This is a genomic window from Tamaricihabitans halophyticus (genome assembly GCF_004340875.1).
In the GTDB taxonomy this organism is placed as follows: Bacteria; Actinomycetota; Actinomycetes; order Mycobacteriales; family Pseudonocardiaceae; genus Tamaricihabitans; species Tamaricihabitans halophyticus.
On the sequence record NZ_SLXQ01000004.1, the window covers coordinates 23,835 to 46,484 of the forward strand.

The 22,650-nt window shown below is 64.2% G+C and carries 20 protein-coding genes; 3 read left to right on the forward strand and 17 right to left on the reverse strand.

Annotated features, from left to right (window positions below; genetic code table 11):
- Nucleotides 1–12: 12 nt before the first annotated feature.
- The 8 genes from EV191_RS12525 to EV191_RS12560 all read right to left on the reverse strand — a co-directional run bounded on the left by EV191_RS12525 (nucleotide 13) and on the right by EV191_RS12560 (nucleotide 9,031).
- Nucleotides 13–828: a serine hydrolase gene (locus tag EV191_RS12525; RefSeq protein ID WP_132877191.1), complete on the reverse strand. Its 816-nt coding sequence runs from the start codon at nucleotides 826–828 to the stop codon at nucleotides 13–15.
- 2 nt (nucleotides 829–830) lie between these two features.
- Nucleotides 831–2,240: a Na+/H+ antiporter NhaC family protein gene (locus EV191_RS12530; RefSeq protein WP_132877192.1), complete on the reverse strand. Its 1,410-nt coding sequence runs from the start codon at nucleotides 2,238–2,240 to the stop codon at nucleotides 831–833.
- Nucleotides 2,241–2,388: 148 nt separating this feature from the next.
- Nucleotides 2,389–2,826 carry a thioesterase family protein gene (locus EV191_RS12535; RefSeq protein ID WP_132877193.1) on the reverse strand — a complete coding sequence of 146 codons (438 nt, stop codon included), beginning with the start codon at nucleotides 2,824–2,826 and terminating at the stop codon, nucleotides 2,389–2,391.
- On the reverse strand, nucleotides 2,823–3,785 hold the full coding sequence (locus EV191_RS12540) for a 3-hydroxyacyl-CoA dehydrogenase NAD-binding domain-containing protein (RefSeq protein WP_132877194.1): 963 nt from the start codon (nucleotides 3,783–3,785) through the stop codon (nucleotides 2,823–2,825). The genes EV191_RS12535 and EV191_RS12540 overlap by 4 nt, the downstream gene beginning before the upstream one ends.
- Nucleotides 3,786–3,818: 33 nt before the next feature.
- Nucleotides 3,819–4,706, reverse strand: a complete 888-nt coding sequence (locus tag EV191_RS12545; protein ID WP_132877195.1) for a beta-keto acid cleavage family enzyme — start codon at nucleotides 4,704–4,706, stop codon at nucleotides 3,819–3,821.
- Between the two features lie 256 nt (nucleotides 4,707–4,962).
- Nucleotides 4,963–6,171: a serine hydrolase domain-containing protein gene (locus EV191_RS12550; protein WP_165912936.1), complete on the reverse strand. Its 1,209-nt coding sequence runs from the start codon at nucleotides 6,169–6,171 to the stop codon at nucleotides 4,963–4,965.
- Between the two features lie 11 nt (nucleotides 6,172–6,182).
- On the reverse strand, nucleotides 6,183–7,082 hold the full coding sequence (locus EV191_RS12555) for an SDR family NAD(P)-dependent oxidoreductase (RefSeq protein WP_132877197.1): 900 nt from the start codon (nucleotides 7,080–7,082) through the stop codon (nucleotides 6,183–6,185).
- Nucleotides 7,079–9,031: an AMP-binding protein gene (locus tag EV191_RS12560; protein ID WP_243658924.1), complete on the reverse strand. Its 1,953-nt coding sequence runs from the start codon at nucleotides 9,029–9,031 to the stop codon at nucleotides 7,079–7,081. The genes EV191_RS12555 and EV191_RS12560 overlap by 4 nt, the downstream gene beginning before the upstream one ends.
- 134 nt (nucleotides 9,032–9,165) lie before the next feature.
- On the opposite strand from EV191_RS12560, the gene EV191_RS12565 reads away from it, so the two are divergent.
- Nucleotides 9,166–10,035 (forward strand): enoyl-CoA hydratase, encoded by an 870-nt coding sequence (locus tag EV191_RS12565; RefSeq protein ID WP_132877198.1) that lies wholly within the window; start codon nucleotides 9,166–9,168, stop codon nucleotides 10,033–10,035.
- On the opposite strand, the gene EV191_RS12570 is transcribed toward EV191_RS12565, so the two are convergent.
- The 5 genes from EV191_RS12570 to EV191_RS12590 form a co-directional block, all read right to left on the reverse strand.
- A complete protein-coding gene (locus EV191_RS12570; protein WP_132877199.1) occupies nucleotides 10,032–11,219 on the reverse strand; it encodes an acetyl-CoA acetyltransferase in 1,188 nt (395 codons plus the stop codon). The genes EV191_RS12565 and EV191_RS12570 overlap by 4 nt on opposite strands.
- Nucleotides 11,219–12,505, reverse strand: coding sequence for an OB-fold domain-containing protein (locus tag EV191_RS12575; protein WP_207894517.1), 1,287 nt, complete (start codon nucleotides 12,503–12,505; stop codon nucleotides 11,219–11,221). The genes EV191_RS12570 and EV191_RS12575 overlap by 1 nt, the downstream gene beginning before the upstream one ends.
- A 154-nt stretch (nucleotides 12,506–12,659) precedes the next feature.
- A complete protein-coding gene (locus EV191_RS12580) occupies nucleotides 12,660–13,562 on the reverse strand; it encodes an SDR family NAD(P)-dependent oxidoreductase (RefSeq protein ID WP_132877201.1) in 903 nt (300 codons plus the stop codon).
- A 48-nt stretch (nucleotides 13,563–13,610) separates the two neighbouring features.
- Nucleotides 13,611–14,039: a MaoC/PaaZ C-terminal domain-containing protein gene (locus EV191_RS12585; protein WP_132877202.1), complete on the reverse strand. Its 429-nt coding sequence runs from the start codon at nucleotides 14,037–14,039 to the stop codon at nucleotides 13,611–13,613.
- Nucleotide 14,040: 1 nt separating this feature from the next.
- Nucleotides 14,041–14,451 (reverse strand): FAS1-like dehydratase domain-containing protein, encoded by a 411-nt coding sequence (locus EV191_RS12590; RefSeq protein WP_132877203.1) that lies wholly within the window; start codon nucleotides 14,449–14,451, stop codon nucleotides 14,041–14,043.
- 103 nt (nucleotides 14,452–14,554) lie between these two features.
- Here EV191_RS12590 and EV191_RS12595 point away from each other — a divergent pair, with 103 nt between their 5' ends.
- Nucleotides 14,555–15,826, forward strand: coding sequence for an acyl-CoA dehydrogenase family protein (locus EV191_RS12595; protein ID WP_207894518.1), 1,272 nt, complete (start codon nucleotides 14,555–14,557; stop codon nucleotides 15,824–15,826).
- A gap of 60 nt (nucleotides 15,827–15,886) precedes the next feature.
- Here the strand turns inward: EV191_RS12595 and EV191_RS12600 are convergent, their stop codons facing one another.
- From EV191_RS12600 to EV191_RS12615, 4 genes are all read right to left on the reverse strand, one after another.
- Nucleotides 15,887–16,651: an SDR family NAD(P)-dependent oxidoreductase gene (locus tag EV191_RS12600; RefSeq protein WP_165912937.1), complete on the reverse strand. Its 765-nt coding sequence runs from the start codon at nucleotides 16,649–16,651 to the stop codon at nucleotides 15,887–15,889.
- A gap of 53 nt (nucleotides 16,652–16,704) precedes the next feature.
- Nucleotides 16,705–17,562 carry an alpha/beta fold hydrolase gene (locus EV191_RS12605; RefSeq protein ID WP_132877205.1) on the reverse strand — a complete coding sequence of 286 codons (858 nt, stop codon included), beginning with the start codon at nucleotides 17,560–17,562 and terminating at the stop codon, nucleotides 16,705–16,707.
- A gap of 143 nt (nucleotides 17,563–17,705) precedes the next feature.
- On the reverse strand, nucleotides 17,706–20,534 hold the full coding sequence (locus EV191_RS12610; protein ID WP_132877206.1) for an ATP-binding protein: 2,829 nt from the start codon (nucleotides 20,532–20,534) through the stop codon (nucleotides 17,706–17,708).
- Between the two features lie 109 nt (nucleotides 20,535–20,643).
- Nucleotides 20,644–21,288: a TetR/AcrR family transcriptional regulator gene (locus EV191_RS12615; RefSeq protein ID WP_165912938.1), complete on the reverse strand. Its 645-nt coding sequence runs from the start codon at nucleotides 21,286–21,288 to the stop codon at nucleotides 20,644–20,646.
- A 235-nt stretch (nucleotides 21,289–21,523) separates the two neighbouring features.
- Between EV191_RS12615 and EV191_RS12620 the strand changes: the two genes are divergently transcribed.
- Complete coding sequence (locus EV191_RS12620; protein WP_132877377.1) at nucleotides 21,524–22,639, forward strand: acyl-CoA dehydrogenase family protein; 1,116 nt, start codon at nucleotides 21,524–21,526, stop codon at nucleotides 22,637–22,639.
- The last annotated feature ends 11 nt before the right edge of the window (nucleotides 22,640–22,650 follow it).

Below are 22,650 nucleotides of genomic sequence, written 5' to 3' on the forward strand. Positions count from 1 at the left end.
CGAGCCGTCCACTCAGCGCCGAGCAATAGCCACGACGGTTTCCGCCGCTGCTCCGATAACAGCACTGGCGTTCCCAGCGCCGCTGAGCCGTCGGTCGCCAGGGCTGGTCAGCCCAGTGCCAAGGGCGGCGAGTGAAACCATCCGATCGTCGAACACCAACAGGCCGACATCATGCCGAACGCCGTGCAACTCGCCGGTTTTGTGCAGGCATCGCACGTCTTCGGCGAGCCGCACCGGCATCCGGTCGTTCACCTGCTGTTCGCCGAGCGCGTCCAATGCGAACTCGCGCAGCCTATCCGGCAGCAGCTCAGCGCCGGCGAGCCGATCAAGCAGTGCAGCCTGGTCGTCGGCCGTCGTCACGTTCTCCAGTCCAGCCATGGCCGCATCCTGGTCCATCAACCGACGACGCAACCGGGTACCGCGCAGGCCCAAGGTGGTGATCCGCTGGTCCGTGTCCGCCACGCCGAACAAATCGATCACCGCGTTGGTGGCAACGTTATCGCTCACCACGATCATCAAGGTCAGCGCCTCGGCAAGGCTGAGCCGGGTTACCGACGGCAGCAGCCGCAGCACCCCCGCGCCGCCTACCCGTTCCACCGGTATCGCCACCTCGTCGTTCAGCGAGCGCCGACCTGCGGCGACATCCTGCAATGCGACCACCAGTAGCGGCACCTTGATGGTGCTCGCCGCCGTCACCGGCACGGCCCCGTTCAGCGATACCACTGGACTGCCGTGCTCCCATACGGAGAAGTGCCATTGACCGTCCCCAGTGGACGCGTGGGCGTTCAGCTCTCGGGTTAAACGCGCGGCCTTCCCTTCAGTCCACATTGCTACAACACCGCGAAGAGTACTGCGAACAACAGCAAGTTGGCACCCATGATCGTCCAACCGTTCACCAACATCATGCGCAGGTTCGCCGAACGGGCCAGGCCCATCTGGCCAATCATGTCCGCGTTCGGGAACGGCCCGAACCAGTCGATCTGGCTGCCACCGAGTAGCGCCGCGCTCCACGCCGTGGCCGGTACCCCGACGGTCGCGGCCAACGGCCACAACAGCTGGTCGATCAAGGTAACCTGAGCCACCGCGGCACCAGCGACGCCGACCCAGCCAATGACGAGTGTCAGCATCAGGAATGGCCACGGACCGGCGTCGGCCAGCGCCGGGCGCAGCGCATCGAGCAACGCCTCGTAGGCACCCGACTCCTCCATCATCACCAGCAGTGGATTGAACAACCAGAACAGGAAGAAGAGCCAGAGCAGTTGAGCCGCGCCGGTGTAGAACGAGGTGAGCGCATCAACTGGCTTCATCCCACCAGCCAGTGCCGTAACGATCGCGGTCACGACCATCACCAGAATCGCGTACTCGAAACCAGCCTCGAGAACCACACCAAGTACCGCCATCGCGACCAGCGTGCCGATGAACGCGACCGCCGCACGCTTCTCGCGCGCTGTCGCCGACGATCCCGCGTCCAGCCCGGCAAGGTCCTCCTCGGAGTACTGGTCTTCTTCAGTACGACGCTGGATGAAGCGCGCCATGAAGAAGCCGGTACCCCAGGTAACAATGGCCATCGGCAACCCGGCGACCACCAGGTACTCCGCATAGCTGATTCCCGCGGCGCCCGTAATCGTCACTACGGGCGGCGTGAACGGGCCGATCACTAGTCCAGCCGCACCACCAGCGTGCAGCATCGCCGCCACCGATGGCCGAGATCGGCTCACCGCGGCGGCAACCGGGATCACGATCGGCGCCAGGATCGCGTTCGCGCCAGCGAGCGTGCCGAGCGCGCCGACCAGCACTGAGGAGGCGAGCATGATGCCGATCTGGATCCGTACGGGACTGCTCAGCCCGATGCCGTTCAGTAGCCCGCGAACCAGAGTCTGCGCCGCGCCGGTATCCGAAGCGATACGGCCAAGACCAGCGCCGAGCATGATGATCAAGCCGATCACGGCGATGAAGGAGCCGAGCGACTCCGACAGCATCGTGCCGATCTCCAGCGGCCCGGCACCGGTAAGCAGGATGCCCACTACCACCGCGGCACCGGTCGCCAGTACGACGTTGACCTCGAGCAGCACGAGAATGGCGTAGACCACGATGGGGAGCAAGCCCCACAGCGCCAGATCGTCGGTAACGAGATTGAGCACCACCGCGGCAAGCAGGGCCACGACCAGTAGCGTGCCGGCTATCACCTTCTTCACCGGTAATGGTGCTCTGGCCCTGCCGCGTACGGCATTCGATGTCATAGCGACTCCGTCCTACCTGGCCGCATCCCCGGCCAGACCAGGTACCACGCCTATCCCGCGCGGATCCAACTTGATCAGGCCATAGCTAACCATGCGCTGAATCCGCTCAGCGGACCTGCCTCTGTGGACACTGAGTCGCCCGTCGTGATCAGGCGATGGACCGCCCGGCGAACTCCGGAGCCGGCTCGACGAGTGCATCGAGTGACCGGGCGATCTCCGTCGGGAACGGCGCGCTCGCGCCGAGCTGCCCGTCGACGTGCACTGCCAGGATTTCCTCGGTCGCGACAACGACGTCAGCAACGGCCATCTCGTGACACAGCCGGAGCTTTCGCCTGCCGACTCCGACGATCCGGCTGATCACCGTCAGTTGCGCGGAAGCATCCACCTCATGGAGATACCGGATATGTGCTTCAACCGTGTACAGCGAGCAGCCGGAACTCGTCCGGTACTTGGCATCGAGGCCGACCTGATCCATGACCGCATCGGTCGCGAAGCCGAAGACAAGTACGTAGTACGCCTCGCTCAGATGGCCGTTGTAGTCAATCCACTCTGGCCGGACCTGCTGGTGAAACCGGGCCAGTTTCATACCTTTCCCTGCCGAACGTTCTCGATCGCACGCATCACGGCGATCACCGCGCGGTCGCGTTCGGCGACCAGTTCGGCCACACTTCGGCCTTCGGCGGCATCGGCGCACCCCTGCACCATGCGATCCCGCAAATCGTCGGTGAGCTCCGGGGCCTGCAACCGGGTCCACGGCGATTTGAGCGAAGGACCAAAGTGGTCAAGCATATGCGCCATGCCACCTTCGCCACCTGCCAGATGGAAGGTCAAACATGGACCGAGTAGTGGCCAGCGTAGCCCGGGTCCTTCGGTGATCGAAGCATCGATCTGCGCCGGAGTCGCCTCGCCATTGGCAACCATATGCAGCGCTTCGCGCCAGATCGCTTCCTGGAGCCGGTTCGCGATGAATCCCGGCACCTCGCGATCCATTGTGATCACTGATTTGCCGGCAGCTTCAAAGAACTCCGAAGTCCAGCGCACAACCGAATGATCGGTCTGCTTTCCGCCAACGACCTCAACCAACGGGATGAGATATGGCGGGTTGAACGGGTGTCCGACCACCAAGCGGTGCGGCGTCGCGCACCGTGCCTGCATCTCGGTCATCCCGAAGCCCGAGGTCGACGAGGAGATCACCACGCCAGGCGGTGTCGCGGCGTCGATACGGGCCAGCAAATCCTGCTTGAGCTCAAGATCCTCCGGTGCGCTTTCCTGAACGAACTCCGCATCTGCCACCGCGGCCTCGAGTGTCGGCCGTACGGTGAGGTTGTCCACTGACGCGTTGTCGGCCAGTCCGAGCTCCCGCAGCGCCGGCCAGGCGGCATCAACCAGCCGCCGCAGTTTCTGCTCGGCGTCGGGCGCTGGATCCCAGGCAGCCACCTGGTAACCGCGGGCAAGGAAATGCGCGATCCAGCCACCGCCGATAACTCCCGCACCAATGCACGCGACCTGCCGTACCGCGGCCGGGGACACGGTCTGTTCGTTCAACTCGGGACCCTTCCAGGAGATTCGGTTCGACGTTCAGGGCTTCGGCCGCAGACCGAGCTTCGCGCGTGCCTGATCCGGCGTCGCGATCGTGCCGCCCATCGCCTCGATAATGGTGACCGCTCGCTCGACCAGTTGAGCATTGGTTGCCTTGACGCCCTTGGCAAGGTAGAGGTTGTCCTCGAGCCCAACGCGTACTTGCCCGCCAAGCAACGCGGATTGTGCCACCCAGGGAAACTGATCCCGACCAATGGCAAAGCTCGCCCAGTTGGCACCGTCCGGGAGCATGTTCACCATTGCCTGTAGCACGCCAGGATCGGCGGGTGCGCCATATGGAATCCCCATGCACAGCTGGAAAAGCGGCGGAGCGTCGATCAGCCCCTCCTCGATCAGCTTGGTCGCGAACCACAACTGCCCTGTGTCGAAGATTTCCAACTCCGGCTTGACGCCGAGTTCCTGAATTCGCTTCGCACCGGCCCGGAGCATGTCCGGCGTCGAGATGTAGAGCTGACTCCCCTCGCCGAAGTTCAGCGAGCCGCAGTCCATCGTGCAGATATCGGGTAGCAGTTCCTCGACATGGGGCAGCCGGTCTAGCCCGTTGACCAGGTCAGTGCCATCCACCGGCTTGAGCGGATCTTCCTGATCGATCACCAGGTCGCCGCCCATACCGGCCGTCAGGTTGATCACGACGTCTACACCGGACTCCCGAACCTGCCGGACGACCTCGCGGTACAGCGAGACCTCACGCGAGCCCTGACCAGACTCGATGTCGCGCACGTGGATATGCACGACGGCGGCACCGGCGTTGGCCGCGTCCACCGCCGAGATCGCGATCTGCTCCGGAGTAACCGGAACGAACTCGCTCTTGCCTACCGTGTCAGCGGCACCGGTCAGTGCCGCGGTGATGATCACTTCCCTGTTCATCGGATGAGCCCTTTCGGGTTGGCGGCGGCCTGCGGTTGGACGCCTTGTACCGGCTCGTCCAACCGCAGGCGACCATAACAGCGACTTGCGATACTCGCAATCGCATCGGCGGCAGTCCGGTGCGTCGCAGCAACCCATCGCAATGCCTAGATCGGCTATGTGGCATCCATAAACACAACGCCGTCCCGTTCTGTCGAGAGGTCGACCGGAAACCCAACTGACAGGCCAATCAGATTGCGATCGGACTCGGCGCCAGCTACACGCAGCGGTAGAGCGCTTCGACGAGGCGCACGGTCAGCGGCGAGAAATCGGCGAGATGGCTGCGCACGAAGCCAACCGCAACGCGCCTGTCAGGGTCGGCGAAACCTTTCTGACCACCCGCGCCATCCTTACCGAACGCCGCCTCACTCGGTCCGTAGATATTGCCGAGCAGCGGTAGTTGGGTATTGCCTTCGAAACCAATCGTCCACGCGGCCGGACGACCCAGTACCGGATCCGGATCGCGGAAGCGCACCTTCGCGAAGGCGTCAATCGACCTCGGCGTCACGAGCCGGACACCATCCAGCTCGCCGCCCTGGCTCAACACCGCGTACATTCTGGCGATCCCGCGCGCGGTACCTAGCGCGTCGCCGGACCCCACGCCAGCCGAGACGAACTGGGGGTCGGCCCCGAGGCGGTCGAGCACATCGAACACGCCAATCCCGCGCTGGGCCAGGAACGCACGACCACAGATGGATTCCGGGTCGCTTGACGAAGGGAGAATGACACCTCGACGTTCCAGTGACTCGATCAGCTCGGTAAGTTCACGCGGAACCGGCATCAGTGGGTGCAACTGCGCAGCGCGGTCGAACACGTCCCGCGCTGCCGGGCCGAACCAGAGCTCCAACCCAAGCGGACCGCGTACCTGCTCCTCGAAGAAGGTCGCCAGATCCCGACCGGTGATGCGGCGTACCAGAGCACCAACCAGATAGCCAAAGGTCAGTACATGGTATGCGGGACTGCCAACCGGGTACTGGATCTCGGACAGTGCCATCCTGCGATGAATCTCCTCATGCGCGGCAAAGTTCTCCCCGAGGTCGGGGCCGGACAGATCGAAAAGGTCCTCGTAATCCGGGATCGCGGGCAACCCGGCGGAATTCGTCAGCACCTGACGAACGGTGATGCCGGCTTTCCCCGCCGCCGCGAACTCCGGCCAGTATCGTGCGACGGCCGCGTCCAGCTCAAGTTCGCCGCGATCGTAGAGCACCAGAGCGCACAATCCGGCAATGCCTTTGGCCGCGGAGAACAGCATGCTCGGCGTTTCCTGCCGCCATGATCGCGCTGGAGCCGCCCGGCCGGCGTACAGATCAACGACCTTCTCGCCGCGCACATAGGCGCAGAACGCCGCTCCGCCGGCGCCAAGCTCATCGAGGTGACCTTCGAAGGTCTCCCGCACGGCCGCGTAGTGTGCTGCCACTTCTCCCATAACTGGCGTACTCATTGCGGGCCGCCCATTCCACCGAGGTCGAGCGCGCTGAGCATTCGTGGCCTACTGTCGAACTCGGCTGTCGCGCCACCGTCGACGGAGATTGTCTGTCCGGTGATGAAACTCGAGTCATCGCTGGCAAGAAACGCCGCCAGGTACGCGATGTCGTCCGGCTGCCCCGCTCGCGGAATCGGCGCCGCGTGACGCAACATCTTGGCCGCGTCGGCTGGATCGCGTCTGCCGATCGCGTCATTGGCGTAGTGCATCGGGGTGAGCACACTGCCCGGACAGATCGCGTTAACGCGAATATGTTCGCTGGCCAACTCCATTGCGGCGACAGATCCCAGCTGGACCAACCCAGCCTTGGACGCGGCATACGCGCCGTATCCGGCCATCCCACGAAGTGCGAACACGGACGCGATGTTGATGATCGAGCCTCCGCCAACCGTTACCATCAACGGCACCACATGCCGCATGGCCAGCCACGCCGAACGCAGGTTCACCGCGATCGTTCGATCGAACAAACTTGGGTCGACCGAGGTGATCGAACCTTCGTCACCGCATACGCCCGCGTTGTTGACCAGGATGTCCACCCGGTCGAAGCGTTCGACAGCCGTCGTGAATACCGACTCGAGGGCGGCGTCATCGGTGATGTCGGCGGGCACGAACACTACGTCGTCCCCCAGCTTCTCAGCCAGTGCGGCTCCGTCCCCGTCGTCTTTCGAAGGCTGGCTGGCGTAGTGCAGGATGCCCGCCTTGCCCAGGCTGTCCCGGAGCCTCGTGGCCTCGGCCGGTGGAATATCGCAGAACACAACCGAGGCACCTGCGGCGGCGAGACATTCCACGGTCGCACGGCCAATTCCCGACGCGCCACCGGTGAGGACGGCGACCTTCCCCGCCAACTTGCTCACTTATCCTCCTGGCTGTCATTCCGCGACGCGTGGTGTGTGGTGCGGCGCGCCATCTCGTCGTGTACGTCCGCGAAGATCTCGCCCACCGCCGCGAGTGCGTGCAGATCAACTCCCGGCCGTACCTCGCGCTCCAGCGCGACCGCATCCGCCGACTCAGCCGAGGGTGTCTCGGCTAGCCGCGCGGCGTCCGCGAACCTTCCTCGTTGCGTGAAGTCCGCTTCGACCGGTGACTCACCACGACGAAACTCCACCACGGCGCCGTTGCGAACGGTCACATACCAGCCGTCTTCGCCGGACGGCGTTGGCGCATCCGTGAAATGTTCGGCCAAGGTGATCGACCCGGTACCAAGCACCTCGGTGGTGTCGCCAGCCCGTTCCTCGAACAAGGTGCGCAACACCATCAGCCATTGGTCGGACATGAACTCGTGCCGACTGTTCATCGCCTTCCTTCGCATCCGTTCCACCGCCGCGTCACGAAGCGCGCTCCGGCGCAGCTTCCCCGCGTCATCCCGCAGCGGTGTATCAACGAACTCGACCATTCGCGGAACCTTGTATCGGACAAGTCGTTCCGCTACATAGCCGAGTATCTCGTCCTCCGCGGCTTCCGAACTGACCTCGACGAGCGCATGCACTCGCTGTCCCAGGTCGTCATCGGGGAGGCCAACGACCGCGCAACTATCCACTTTGGGGTGCGCGCTGAGTACCGCCTCGATCTCCGCGGGGTAGATATTGGCGCCGCCGGATATGATCAGATCCGTTCGACGGTCACTCAAGTAGAGATAACCGTCGTCGTCCATCCACCCCAGATCGCCGATCGATTCCCAGCCGTTCACCCGCCGAACTTCGGCGCCCACGTAGCGATACATCGGTTCGGCGGAGCGCATGAAGATCTCCCCCAGCTCCCCGGCGGGGGCGGGCTTGCCGTCCACATCGAACACAGCTATCTCACCGAGAACCGCCTTGCCCACCGAACCACGGTGCGCGAGCCATTCGGTCCCGGTGATCACCGTCAGGGCCTGGTTCTCGCTACCGCCATACATCTCGAGCACCTTGTCCGGTCCCAGCAAGTCGATCCAGGCCTCCTTCACCCACGCCGGGCAGGGCGCGGCCATGTGCCAGACGACGTCCAGCGTGGCAAGGTCGAACCGCTCCGGCTCGGCCTCGATCGCGCGGAGCATCCGCACCATCATGGTCGGCACGAGGTTCAGCCAGGTAACCTGGTATGTGGTGATCGCGTCCAAAGCCGCGACCGGATCGAACTTCGGCAACACCACCAGGTGCTGACCACTGAACAAGCCGAGGCTGGACATCCCGAACGGCGAACTATGGTAAAGCGGTCCGGTCACCAGTTGCACGCCGCCTGAAGTGATGCCAAAAGCGGCCCCCGGGACCGGCGGAAAGGTACCGGGCTGGCCAGCCACGATCAGTTTCGGGCGGCCGGTGCTGCCGCCCGACGTCGGCGCTTTCCATGCCGGCGATACGGCGTCGGGCAGCGGTTCACTCGATAGCCCCGCGTCCGGCGAGAACCCCTTGGGTACGCAGGTCCGGTCGGGATGCACCGTCTGGTCGACACCGACGATCAGCCGGGGCTCCGCCAGCTCGACGATCGCCTGTCGTTCCGGGATCGGCAACCGGTAGGACAGCGGTTGTGGCACGGCGCCGAGCTTCCAGGTCGCGACCGCGGCGAGATAGAACTCGATCGAGTTTGGCAACGCGATGCTGACGAAATCGCCGACGCCGACCCCGAGTTCAGCGTATGCCCTGGCCAATCGATTACTTTGGTGTTCCAGTTGGTGACGAGTAATGGATACGCCAGCACAGCTAAGACTGGGGCGGTCCGGCGCTTGCGCCGCAAGGGCCGCGATGATCCGGCCAATCGACTGTGGTTCGGCCGCTGCGTCACCGTGCAACTCGGACAGACCGGGGGGCGCCGAGGGATCAGCTGACACCGCTCCTCCTCCCGTCAACGCGTGCCGTACGGCCCATCCTTTCCCGGGCGGGCCGCTGCGAATAGTGGGGTGAGCACTACCAATAGGGCACGCCCGGCTGTTCAGCCGGCCAGCAGCGAGACAGGGTCGAAGATATGACGAATTCCCCAGTGATCGAGTACGACGACAGTACGCCCAGGATCGCCCGCATCATTCTGAACCGCCCGGATACCCGCAACGCGCAGAACACCGAACTGCTTTACGCGCTCAACCAGGCTTATGATCGCGCGGCACACGATGACGCGGTACACGTGATCGTGCTCGCCGCCCATGGGCCACATTTCTCCTCGGGCCACGACCTGCGCGATTACGATGCGATCCGCACGCTTGACCAGCAGCGACCGGTTGGCACCTGGTCCGGCTTTCGCCGCCCCGGGGCCGAGGCATTACTCGCGAGAGAAAAGGAAGTATTCCAGGGATTCTCGGAACGATGGCGAAACATTCCCAAACCCATGCTCGCCGAGGTGCAGGGAAAAGTCATCTCCGGCGGGCTCATGCTCGTCTGGCCGTGCGACATCATCATCGCATCCGACGACGCGCAGTTCATCGACAACACCGTCGCGATGGGAGTGTGTGGTGCGGAATATTTCGGGCACCCTTGGGAGCTTGGCGTACGCGCGGCCAAGGAGCTCCTGTTCACCACCGACCCGATCGATGCCGAGGACGCCCATCGGCTGGGGATGGTCAACCATGTGGTCGGCAGGGCCGAACTCACCGACTTCACCATGCGGTTAGCCCGGCGGATAGCCGGCCAACCGTTACTCGCACTTCGGTTGGCCAAGGAAGCCGTGAACGTCGCACAGGACAGCCAGGGGCGGGTCAGCGCGATGCAGACCGCCTTCGCCTATCACCAGCTTTGCCACAGCCACAACATGGCCCAGTACGGCTCGCTGATCGACCCGGCCTTCCTGACTCATCAGTTCAGCGACAAGAAAGCCACCCAGACCAAGCCGAACGAACACTAGTCGCGAGTGGTACCCACGACGCTGATGAAACTCACACAGGCACCCGGCTGGCCGCCGAGGTTATGCGTCAACGCAAGGTCTCGTCCATTGTCGATCTGCCGCTGATCGGCTTGCCCACGCAACTGTAGCCAGCATTCGAACAACATCCGCAACCCGCTCGCCCCGATCGGATGGCCGAAGCTCTTCAGCCCGCCATCCGGGTTCACCGGTAGCACCCCATCCAGATCGAATGCCCCCGCCAGCACGTCCTTCCAGGCGAGGCCACGTTCGGCGAATCCGAGGTCTTCCATCAGCACGAGTTCGGTTGGCGTAAAGCAGTCGTGTACCTCGGCCAGTCCCAACTGCTCTCGCGGATCGCGGATGCCGGCTTGCTGGTAAGCGTCCGTCGCGCAGTGCACCACTTCGGGAAAGCTCGTGTAGTCGTAGCCCGGGTCGCTCGCTCCGGTCGCTGGACCAGCAGTCAACGACAGTGCCTTCACGAAAAGCGGTTGGTCGGTGTATTCGTACGCGTCCTCGGCACGCACGATGATCGCCGCCGCGGCACCGTCGGCTACCCCAGAGCAGTCGAATACGCCTAATGCGCCAGCCACCCTCGGCGAGTTCGCGATGGTTTCCTTCGGCACCTCCTTACGAAACTGTGCCAGCGGGTTCAACGCACCGTTCTTGTGGTTCTTCCACGCGATCCTGGTCAGCACCTCCTTGAGTTCGGGTTCGGCAACGCCGTACTTGTGCGCATACGCGGGCGAGAGCAAGGAGAACATCGCCGGCGCGGACAACTCCGCGGCCGTTCCGTCTCCCCCGCCACCCCCGGTGGCAAGCCCGGATATTCCCGAGTCCTTCAGCTTCTCGACGCCGATCGCCATCGCCGTGTCGAAAGCGCCGGAGGCGACCGCGTAGCACGCGTTGCGAAACGCATCCGAGCCGGTCGCACACATGTTCTCCAGCCGTGAGACCGGCTTGTAGTCCAGTTTCAGTGGCTTCGACAACGTCAGACCGGAAACCCCGGAGTCGAGCGTGCCCAGCCAGAACGCGTCCAGCTCGGCATAGCCGAGACCGGCCGACGTGGCCGCCGCTGTGCTTGCCTCGAGTACCAGGTCATCAGTCGACTTACGCCAGTGCTCGGTGAAGGGCGTGCAGCCCATCCCGACGATGGCGACCCTGTCCCGGATCCCGTTCGACCCCATCAGTCCGCTCCCTCGGTCCTAGCCGCCACCGGGCGGGCCTTCCAGAAGTAGTTGTGCACCCCGTCCGCGGTGAACAGCCGGCGGAAGGTCATCTCAACCCGGTCACCAATCCGCACCTCGGTCACGTCCACATCGGTCAGCTCGCATTGGAAGCGGCCACCGCCGTCAAAGTCGATGACAACCACGACCGCAGGCGGGTTCATCGAGTACGCCAGCCGATCCACGGTGAAGGTCGTGATCGTTGCCTGAACGTCGGCGAACGGTACCGGCTCCATCTCGTCAGCCGCCGCGCACGACTGGCATACCCGAGTCGGCGGCAGGTGTCGGGTACCGCATGCGACGCACCCGCTTCCCTGGAAACCGAACTTCCATCGCTCGTTGCGGTGTGCGGGTGGTGCCGCTGGGCGCGGCGGATCCGGGCGACGCGGCGGTTCGCGGCGCAACATGCCGCGCCAGGTGAGGAAGTTCGCGTAGTCGACGGGTAGCTTGCCCGATGGGCGTGCCGCCAGCCGCACCGCCGGGCGGTCCTTCCGGTAGTCGGGGAGCAAATCGGTCGCGGTGAACAGCATCGCGTCGGCGCCATCCCCGATACTGACAACCAGAATGTGGTCGTGGGGCTCGGCTCTGTCCAACGCATCAGCAAGCAGCACACCAAGGTGGGCGCATCCGGTATTGCCAATGCTGGACCCGAGGTCGTCGATAATGATCTTTGGGTGCACGCCCAGTGCCTTGGCAGCGGCCCGATTCGACCGCGCATGTGGCCCGACAACAACGATATGGGCTATCTCGCCGATGTCCACATCGGCCTGTTTGCACGCTTCGCTCGCGGCCTCAACCGCGAGTGGAACGTACACGGATTCCCCGAATCGTTCCTCCCAGACGCGGGATGTTTGTCCGCCTGGCTCCCGCCAACGATCCAGCAACTCGGACGTAGCAGATGCCTTGGCGACAAAATCGGCGAGGACGCCCGAGGCGCCGCAGCCGAGCGCGGCGGCACCGTCACCACCGTCGCTCTCGTCCGCACCTCCGGCAAGACCGGTGCGAACGTCCGAAAGCACCACGAGGGTCGATCTGTCATCCCGGCAGCCATCGAGCGCCCCCGCGAGGGCACCGACCGCTGATCGAGATGATCCGACCATATCGTAGGCGGCAACGGAGGTAGGCAGGCTCAGCGCGGCGTGGATCGCGGTCGCGTTCGTCTTGTCCTGATATGCCGGTGCGGACGTAGCGAACACCAAGGTATCCGGCGCGGCCACGCCAACCAACGCGTGTCGAGCCGCCTCCACGCCTAGCGAAGTGGTGTCCTCATCATAGGAAGCTACGGCCCGCGTACCACCTCGAGTCGGAACCCCCAGGGCCTCCCCGATCGCTGACCGCGCCAACCGCCACCGCGGAATATAGGTTCCATAGCAGGTGATTCCGGCCACTGGGCTATCCTTTTCAGTCGAGGTACTTGGCAAGTAGCTCGGATTCCTCGGTCGCGCTGAGCGGCGTACTGTAGCCATCCTCGGCCCGAATCTGGTCGAAGCTCTTCGCGATCTCCTCCGCCGTCGGCACCGCATCCTTGCCCACAAACCAACCAGGGCCAACCGCGACGAAAGCACGCGCGTAGCGGCCACCGCCCGCCGAGTACACCTCATGGGTGACCGGACATTCCTTGCTGACCAGGTAGACGACAAGCGGCGTGACCAGCTCGGCCTGGGCAAACTCGCCGAGCGGACCCATCAGTCCTTCGGTAAGTCTCAATGCGGCCATCGGGGCAATGACGTTCGAGTGAATACCGTACTTCTTACCCTCGATCGCCAACACATTGGACAGTCCAACCAGACCCAGCTTGGCCGCTCCGTAGTTCGCCTGGCCAAAATTGCCGAACAGTCCAGCGGAGGACGTGGTGAAGATCAGCCGCCCGTACCCCTTTTCCTTCATGACCCGGAATGCCGGGCCCGTGACGTGAAACGCGCCGTGCAGGTGAACTCCGAGCACTGTTTCCACGTCCTCGGCCGTCATCTTGGCGAACGACCGGTCCCGTAGTATCCCGGCATTGTTGATCACGATGTCGACGGAGCCGAACGCGTCAAGCGCACGTTGGACTATCGCGGCTCCGCCAGCCGCGTCCGCGACCGAATCGTAACTGGCCACGGCCGTGCCGCCAGCCGATTCGATCTCCTCGACAACCGCGTCCGCCGCCGAGGCGGCTCCGCCACTACCATCCGGGTTTCCACCCAGGTCGTTGACCACGACGTGGGCGCCCCGGCGGGCCAGTTCCAGCGCGTAGGTCCGGCCGAGACCGCGGCCCGCACCGGTGACGATCGCGATCTGACCGTCGAATTTGATGTCAGTCATTACAGCTCCACATATCGGATCGCGGTGATTCCTGCGACGGCATGCGAATCACGAACTCAGCAGAAAACTCGCGGTAGCCGCCACGGCGACCGCACCGGTTTGCCGCGCGCAACTCAGCTCAACCTCGACATGACCGCCAGCGGCGTCGTGCGCTATCGAGGTCACCTTGCCGGAGCAGGTGAGCTCATCATCCGGCCAGACCTGCTCCAGGAAGCGGACCCGATACCGGCGTACATTACGCGCGCCCAGCCAGTCAGTCGCGTAGCTCGCCAGTAGGCCAGCTTGCAGCATGCCGATGGAGAACACCGTGGGAAAGCCGGCGGAACGCGCAAATCCTTCGTCGTGGTGGATCGGGTTGAAATCGCCGGAAGCTCCCGCGTAGCGAACGATATCGGTACGGGTGATCGGGCCGAAGGTACGCGGTTCAGCTTGGTCCCCCACTTTGATCTCGTGCACTGCCGATAATGCCTTCGCCATGTCAACTCCCCTCCGGCGGTTGGCTCGTTTGAATCAAAGTGGTCCGCTGCTCGGCCACCGTTCGCCCTTCGGGATCACGAAACTCGTGTATCAGCTTGACGAAGGTCAGCGTTCCACCGCGTCTACCCGGTTTCTCGTACACATCGCCCAGCCGTGCGGTGACCGTGAGGTCCTGCCCCGCTGTTGGTGGTCCGTCCGGAAACACGAACTCTTCTTCGCCATGCAACACGCGAGCCAGGTCCAATGTGAAGGACCCATAGTCCAGTTCCCCTTGTGGTTCCCACAGGTTCATGGCGGTGGTGAGAAACGTAGGCGGCACGGCCGCGTCACGCGCATCGTAGGTCTCGTCCCGTGCCATAGTGGCTCGGGCGAATTCGCGGATCTTGCCACGTTCCAACGGCACTTCGTACATGACGCCCAGTTTGTTGACATCCCAGGTAGGCAGACAGTAGAGCGTGCCCTAGAGATAGCGGACGTCCTTGTCGAGTGCACTGCATACCCGGCATCGTGCAGAAATGTCGCGCATCGAGAACGGACGTTCCGATCTTGAAAGTCACTCGAGCAACACGAATTCCGAACCACGCGGTGACGGCAAGAAGAATCGTGCACAGCATGATGCCAATGCGCTGCCCGTGGTATTGCGGGACCGGATGGCGTCACTCATCGCGGAGTACCCGCCCGCGGAGGTCGACGCACGAACCTTCCGCGGCGCGCAGTTCGATTACGGCCTGGCATGGGTCGATCATCCCGAAGGCCACGGTGGCCTTGGGATAGCGAAGCACTACCAGGACCTTGTCGACAGGGAGCTGACGGCGGCCGGAGCACCGGAGGCCCCACTTACCGCACTGATCGGACTGGGCATGGCGGCCCCCGTCCTTGCCGAACACGGCTCGGCGGCCCAGCTCCGCCGTTACCTGCGCCCACTGTTCACCTGCGAGGAAATCTGGTGTCAACTGTTCAGCGAGCCAGGAGCTGGATCTGACGTCGCCGGGCTCTCGACGATGGCCGTGCCCGACGCGGAGGCGTGGATCATCAACGGGCAGAAGGTGTGGACGAGCGTCGCGCATCTGGCCCGCTTCGGCTTGCTCGTGACGCGCAGTGACCCGGAGGCGGTCAAGCACAAGGGTCTCACCTACTTCGTACTCGATATGGCGGCGTCGGGTGTCGAGGTCCGACCGCTGCGCCAGCTCACCGGCGACGCCGAGTTCAACGAGGTGTTCCTGACCGATGTCCGGATACCCGACGACGAACGCTTGGGTGCGGCCGGCGACGGCTGGAACGTTGTACTCACGACCTTGATGAACGAACGGGCGGCGATCGGTCAGGGATTGTCCTCGGAAGCCTGCCTCCGGGAAGCCGTGGCAATGTGGAACTCGTCGCCCTACCAGACACCAGTACTGCGCGATCGGCTCGCCCAGTTGTGGATCGAAACCGAATGCGTGCGACTGGCTAATGAACGTTTCAGCGCCGAAGGATCCGTTGCCGCGCCTGGTCCGGAACGATCGGTGGGCAAGTTGGCCGTGACTCAGCTGAACCAGCGAATCTATGACTTCTGCATGGACCTGCTCGGACCGACCGCGATGCTCTTCGATGACTACGATGCGGACGCCTCGACATCGACCGAACACCGCGCCGATCCGCGGTGGAAGTTCCTGCGTTCACTGGCGAACACCATCGAAGGCGGTACATCCGAGATCATGCGGAATATCCTCGCGGAGCGGGTGCTCGGCCTCCCCGCCGAAATACGCGTCGACCGCGACCGTCCATGGCGCGCCATCCCACGGTGAACCCAACGCCGAGCGGCGCTGCCCGCGATCCCACTGACCGGCCGCGGTGATTCCGGCTGGCTACTCGATGATCCGCAGTCCGGCATCGAGTCGGACGCATTCGGCGTTGAGATAGTCGTTTTCGACAATGTGTTGCACGAAGGATGCCAGCTCGTCCGGACGCCCCAAACGCTTGGGATACACCATATCGCGCAGCCGACGCGCCATTATCTCCTCGGGCAGCCCGGAGACCATCGCGGTGTCGAAAGCACCAGGAGCCACCGCCATCACTCGGATCCCCCAGATGCCAAGATCACGAGCGGTCGACTGCACCATCGCGGTGAGCGCCAGTTTCGCCGAAGCGTATGCGCTGACACCCTGGCTGCCATCCAGTCCAGCAATGGACGACAGGTGCACAATCACGCCACGTCCGCTCGAAGCCGTCGCGTCTTGTTGGGCCATCGCGCGAGCCACCTGCCGGGTCACGTCGTAGGCGGCCACCAGGTTCGTGTCAATGACATCGCGCCAGGGCTGCAATGGATGCATAGCGCCGTCACGCCGGACCGTACGGCTCGCGGGCAAGCCGGTCGCGGCACAGTTCACGGCGACTCGTAGCGCGCCGGCCTCGATCGCCGTGGCTACCGCATGGGCGATTGCGGCGGAATCCGTGACGTCCGCATGCACCGGAATCGCTCCAGGGCACTGCTCGACGAAGCGCGCCAGCGAGTCCGCGTGCCGGTCGAGTCCAACAACGAGCGCACCGCGATCGGCCAATCGTTGCGCGGTGGCCGCGCCCAGTCCCGAGCCCGCTCCCGTGACCAGTGCGACGTTTCCGGCGATGTCCATGGATGCCATCCTCCAGCCACCGGCCGCCCGGCCGACGGCACTTGTTGTCGGTACTAACCGCCGGTGTGGTCGATGATCGCCGTAACGATCCGGTGGAAGGCCGTAGCCGGCAACTCGTGACCCATTCCTTCGATCGTCAGGAAAGTCGAGCCGGCGATGGCTGAGGCGAGCGCGGCGCCATGGTCGGGTGGCGCCATGACGTCCTCGGTTCCGTGGATCACCAGCGTGGGGACTCCGATCGAGCTGACCAGACCTGCCCGGTCACGCGATGCCAGTGCCGCCTTCGTGTGGTTCGCGGCGGCCGCGGCACGGTCGCCGCGCTTGTCTTCCAACTCGATGATCATTCGTTGGGCTGCCTCGTCGAACGGTTCCAGGGTGCCCGCGTTGATCCTGGCCAGCTCTACTACCGAATCGACCCTCGCCTGTGCTGACTGGGGCGGGTTCGCTCCGTACTCGGTCTGCCACGCGACGATCCGAGGATCAGGTACCGCGCCCCGGAACGTACCGGTGCTCGGGTCTATGGGTTCGGCGGTGGACATGATGCAGGTCATGGACAGCATCCGGGCCGAATACTCGAGCGCGATCTCCTGCGCGACCATGCCACCCATCGAAGCACCGACAACATGTGCCGCCGCGATCTCGAGGCCGGTGAGCAACCCGACCGCGTCGGCGGCGAGGTCGGTGAACGTATACGGATTCGTCTCGAAGTCGACGGACGAGGACAGTCCCACATCCCGCTGGTCATAGCGGATGACGTAGCGCCCATTGTCGGCGATACGCTGGCATAGCGGCTCGGGCCACGCGACTCCTTGCGCACCAAGGCCCATGATCAGCAATACCGCCGGGTCAGCCGGCTTTCCGAAGGTTTCACACCAGATACGCAAACCATTGGCGTCGACAGTGCGCTCCACGATGTCCTCCTTACGATTGTTTGGTACAAGTCTCCTGCCGGTCGGCCAGCCGCCGATACTGGAGTCGGCCCGCCGATTACCCGGCAAAGCCGCGAGTAGCCGAGATGCCGTGGGACACGTCGGGCCACGCGGCCCGCGAGTACTCAACCGTTGTCGAGCAGGCCGGCATCAAGCGCGCGAACGAGTTCCATCCGGTTCGCGAATCCAGTACGAGCGTAGACCCTGCTCAGATTCGCTTCGACGGTTTTGACGCTGAGCGACATCGCCTTGGCGATCGAGAGGTTGGACCGCCCGATCTGCACCAGCCGGGCAATCTGGGCCTCAGTCGGATTCAACGGCTCCGTGCCACGCTTCCGATGCCGTGGAACCTTCAGTCCGCGTACGCGCATTTCCGCCGCTACTCGTCGGCGCCACGGGACCGCGGCAAGGGCGTGAAAGACTTCCAACGCCTGCCGCAGGTTCGCCTCGGTATCGACGCCGATCATGCCGAGGTACAGCTGGGCGCGCCCCTTGAGGAAAACGAACCCGTACTGATCAGCCTCGTCATAGGCTTGCCGCAGGACCTCGCCGTCGCCGGACAGCTGCCCCCAGCAAAGTTTGCCGACAATCGAGGTACCCCTGTCCACCCCGGCCGAGGCATAGCAATCGAGCTCCCGCAGCGTGTCCCTAGCCGCACCGAACTGGCGCGATTCGACTTCCACCTCGCACAGTCGGCACAGCAAGCCAACGCGCAGTCTCGCCGGAGTCGACGTCCGGGACAGATAGGGACGCAGCCGGGCACGCGCCTTCGCATAGTCGCCCGTGAGCTGGTCCGCCACGGTCATCGCCGAGGCGAGCGTCACGTCGAAGGCCACCGCATCCGGCCGTGGCCGAACGGCAGCCTGCCTGACCTGCCTCCAGTTGCCGCGATGAGCGTGTAACTCCACGGCCACATCGGTCAAGGTCGCGAGGAAGGCCAGTGACTCCGACGTCGCCAACTCATCCGAGGACGCTTCGATCAACTCAACGGCCGCCGACCATTCCCCGAGATTCACGGCATTACCGACCCTGGCAACCGTCAGCTTGTTCCGGTAGTGCCGATCGCCACCGTTGACGATCAACTGATCGGCCTGCCGTAACGACTCGCTACAGGCTTTCGTATCCCCGAGGGAAGCCGAGACATAGCTGATCACGGCGACCGCGGCCAGCTGACTGCTTCCTTCGGACCGCTCCGCCGCTGACTTGAGTTCGGTCAGCACTCGCTGTAGCGCGGGAATATCAGCGGTGACACAGTAGAGGTGGGCAAGATGACCGAGGACCTTCACCTGATCATCCGGGCTCGCCGCGGCCACTCGATCGACGACACTCTTCGTGACCTTCCTGGCATCCTGAGCTCGCCCGGAGAGCGCGTAAACGGTGCCAGCCTGCGCATCGTGGATCAGGTTCGCCCCCGGACCGCATTCGGCATCCAGGATCGACGCGGCCCGAGATGTCGTCGAACCGGCCGCCAGCGCCTCGATCACGGTTGTCGCCAACCGGTCCCGGTCCGGACCACGCGGCAGATCCTCGAGCGCCGGGGCGCCGCGCTCCACCGCGTCCCGCATCCTTCCGGACAGATACAAGGCGCGTACCAGGGCGGCCATGAGTTCCGGATAACGCTGATGGGTTCGCGGAGTGAGCCTGATAGCCGCGTCAAGCCAGCACGCCGAAGAAGGCAGCCGTTGTTGGCACGCGCGCGCGGCAACCCTGGCCAACAGCTCGATAGCCTGGTCGTCCCCGAACTCGGCGGTGTGCCGAATGTGGCGGGCCAGCTCGAGATTCCGGGCAGCCGAGGCCGGCAGGGTCTGGATCCATGCGGCCGCGATCTGGTGCCAACGCCGGCGGCGTGCTGGGCCGAGCTCCTGGACGAGCGCATGTCGCAGGATTGGGTGCCGGAAGGTATAGGCCTCGTCGGTGACCTCGACGAGACGACCGCGTACCAGGGTATCGAACGCGGTGTCCACGTCGGCCGCGTCCGCGCCGGTCATCCGGACCACCAAGTCCACTCGAGCCAACGGCGCCGGACCGAGTAGGGCCAGTGCTTGCGCGACTGACCGAACCACCCCATCGAGTTCAGGCAGGAGGCTGAGGATCGCGGCCCGGCGACGGCCACTCAGCGAAATTCCATCGACGGACTCCGGGGTCGATGGCTCAGCGGTATCCGATTCGGGCCGCTCCCCGAGCGCCTCGATCACCTGCAACGCATAGTACGGATTACCGCCGCAATCCCGGCGCACCGCCTCCTGAACGGATCTCCGTGACGACGCCTGGCAGGTCAGTTCGGTCAACTCGGCCATCGCGTCGTCGGCCAACTCGTCAAGCATGATCGAACGCAGGTAACCAGCATCGTCGAGCCGGCGGAGCAACCGCCCTAGCCTTCCGGCGTTGTTGGCTCGCGGTACACGCAGACCGCCGACCAGTACCACCGGATGAGCCGCGCGTCGCCTCGTCATCGCCTCCACCAGGGAGATCGTTTCGAAGTCAAGTAACTCGAGGTCGTCCGCGACCAGAACACAGGGAACACGCTCGCGGAGCGCATCAAAGAAGCGCAGTACTGGCACGAACAGTTCGCCGTCCTGCCTGCCGCCCGGCGCCTCGCCAGCGGCGGCGACGTCTCCTGCCAACGCAGCCAGCTTCGCCGAGGGAAACTTCGCGCGGCGCAGCGCCAGACAAAGCGCGCCAACCGGTGTGCGGCGAGCAATCTCGTCGCACCCCAACGTGTACACCTGCCACCGTCGATTCCGGATCTCGCGGACGCCAGTGGCGAGCAACGCGGACTTACCAATCCCTGCTTCACCGCTGAGCAGAATGATCCCGCCGGCGCGAGTACATCCCTCGTCGATGGCGTTTACCAGGCCGGTCAGCTCCTTGTCCCTGCCGATGAGCCGGCGGGGTTCGGATACCTGATCGACGATCGCCCGTTCAGTACGGAGCAAAGTTGCCGCTGGGCTCATACCGTCTCCCTTGACGTCTGCCCACGACACCGTTCGTGTTCATCCAAAAAGCATAGGTCTATTAACATTTTTGGTCAATCCGCCGCGACCAGCCGCCACCGGAACCCGCTCAGGCACTCGGCGCGAGAAGCGTCGCCAAGGCAAGGGCAGGCAACTGGCCGCGTAGCGCGTCCTCGTCGGCCCCCGTATGGGCACCGATCACCGCCCGCACCGCACCCATCGCGGCGGCGACGCGAATGCGCGCCGACAGGTCGGAAAGCTCGGGATATACCTCTCGCACAAGGTGCACCCACTCCTCACGAAAGAGCCGCTCCTCCCGGTTGAAACGCCGCCGGTCGGCCGTCGGCAAGGAGGGCAGCTCCCGCTCGATCACGAAGAGCAGATCCCGACTTCGGAGCGCGATCTCGACGTACCAATCGACCACCAATCGCAGGCTCACCCGCGGGGGCTCCGAGCCATCGCCAAGCACGTCCCGCAGACCCTCCCGGCGCTGCACGAAGGCGAGCCCGATGAGCTCGACGAGTACGGCTTGCTTGTTCGGAAAGTGGCGGTACACCGCCGGCCCGCTGACACCCGAGGCCTTGCCGATGTCATCCATACTCGTGGCGGCGTAACCCTGCTCGACGAACAGCCGACCAGCTTGAATCAGGATCAGACGCCTGCGAACTCCGTGCTTGCGGCCGTTGGCGAGCAACGCATCAATCGAGGTGCCATTTTCGACGCTAGCCAGGCCAACCCAATCGTCTGCGGACACTGCATCGCTCCATCGACACGACAACCAAAACGTTAACGAACCTATACATTACTCGGCCGATGCGCCATTCGGCGATACGACACGGTGTGGGAGACACCCGCTACTTAACGCGTGCGGCTGGATCGCCGCTTCCCATCGGACACCATGGGTAGCGGACCCGCGATATGTGATCCGTTTCTTCAGACCAAACCGTGTGGAACCAACCGTGAACCTTCCTTCGCAGGAGAAGCAGCCCATGGTCAACCACCGCTCCGCCGAGCATCTCCAGTTCCAAGCTGTGGCACGAGAATTTATGACTACCCGGTTCCCCGATGAACGCACGCGGGAACTCATGCTCGACGAGCGGGGTTTCGACGAAGCCACGTGGCGTGCGATGGCGAGCCAACTGGGCCTACTGGGTCTGACGATCCCAGAGGAATACGGCGGCTCTGGATATACCTCCGTAGAGCTGGGCATCGTCCTCGAGGAGATGGGGCGGTGCCTCGCCGGTACCCCCTATTTCGGCACCGTTGTGCTAGCGGTCAATGCCATCCTCGAATCAGGCGATCAGCAAGCCGCCGCACAGCTGCTTCCCGGTATCGCGGGCGGGAACGTACGCGCGAGTCTCGCGGTGCTCGAACCCGGAACCCGATGGGAGCGGCCGGTCATCACCAGCACGGCGGTACCTGCCAGCGATCACTGGCGGATCAACGGAAACAAGTCCTTCGTCTTGGACGGACTCATCGCCGACCTGGTCATCGTCGTCGCGCGAACCGCCCGTGGTATCGGACTCTTCTCGATCAACGCACCGGCGGACGGGATGACCATACGAGCCATGGGCGCACTGGACCAGACCCGAAAACTTGCGGATATGTCCTTTATCGACACACCGGCCACGCCCCTCGGTAGCGATACCGAAGGATGGCGGACAGTCACCCGAGTGCTGGAACTCGCCGCCATCGCGCTCGCCGCCGAGCAGGTTGGTGGCGCACAGCGATGTCTGGACATGGCCGTGGAGTACTCGAAGAGTCGGATCCAGTTCGGCCGGCCCATTGGCTCATTTCAGGCAATCAAGCACAGCTGCGCCGATACCCTGGTACGCGTGGAGCTGGCGAGGTCGGCTGCCTATCATGCGGCACGCTGCGCCGCGGGACGAACTCCGGACCTACCCGCCATGGCCAACCTGGTGCACACCTGCTGTTCGGATGCATATCTCGCCGCGGCCAAGGTGAATATCCAGGTGCACGGTGGTATTGGTGTTACCTGGGAGCACCCTGCTCATCGCTACTTCAAACGAGCCAAATCGAGCCAACTGCTGTTCGGTGATCCCTCGTTCCATCGCGAACGTCTCGCGGTGAAGGTCGGTATCTGACTCGCGCGATC